The following is a 261-nucleotide window of genomic DNA, read 5'->3' as shown; positions in this document are numbered from 1 at the left end:
CCGCGGGCGCTGCGGGTGCCCCGGCCCCGGCCGGACCACCCGGTGTCCCCTCGGCCGCGCGCCGCACGTCCTCGCGGGTGATCACACCGCCGTCCGCGGACCCGCTGACCGTGCGCAGGTCGATGCCGAGGTCCTTCGCCAGTTTGCGCACCGGCGGTTTGGCCTGCGGGACGTACCCGCCCGGGGCCTGCGGAGCCTGCGGCGTGGTGTCCTCGGGCGCCTGGCGGGGCGGCACGACCTCCACCGAACCGGCCCCGTCCG

At 78.9% G+C, this 261-nt stretch carries 1 protein-coding gene; it reads right to left on the bottom strand.

What is annotated here, in order from left to right; all coding sequences use genetic code 11:
- On the bottom strand, window positions 1-261 hold a 261-nt coding region (locus SACPADRAFT_RS27785; RefSeq protein WP_040924384.1), incomplete at both ends, for an E3 binding domain-containing protein.

Source organism: Saccharomonospora iraqiensis subsp. paurometabolica YIM 90007 (assembly GCF_000231035.2).
Lineage (GTDB): Bacteria > Actinomycetota > Actinomycetes > Mycobacteriales > Pseudonocardiaceae > Saccharomonospora > Saccharomonospora paurometabolica.
Note: the sequence above shows the minus strand (reverse complement) of the source record. Positions and strands in the feature narration are given on the sequence as shown.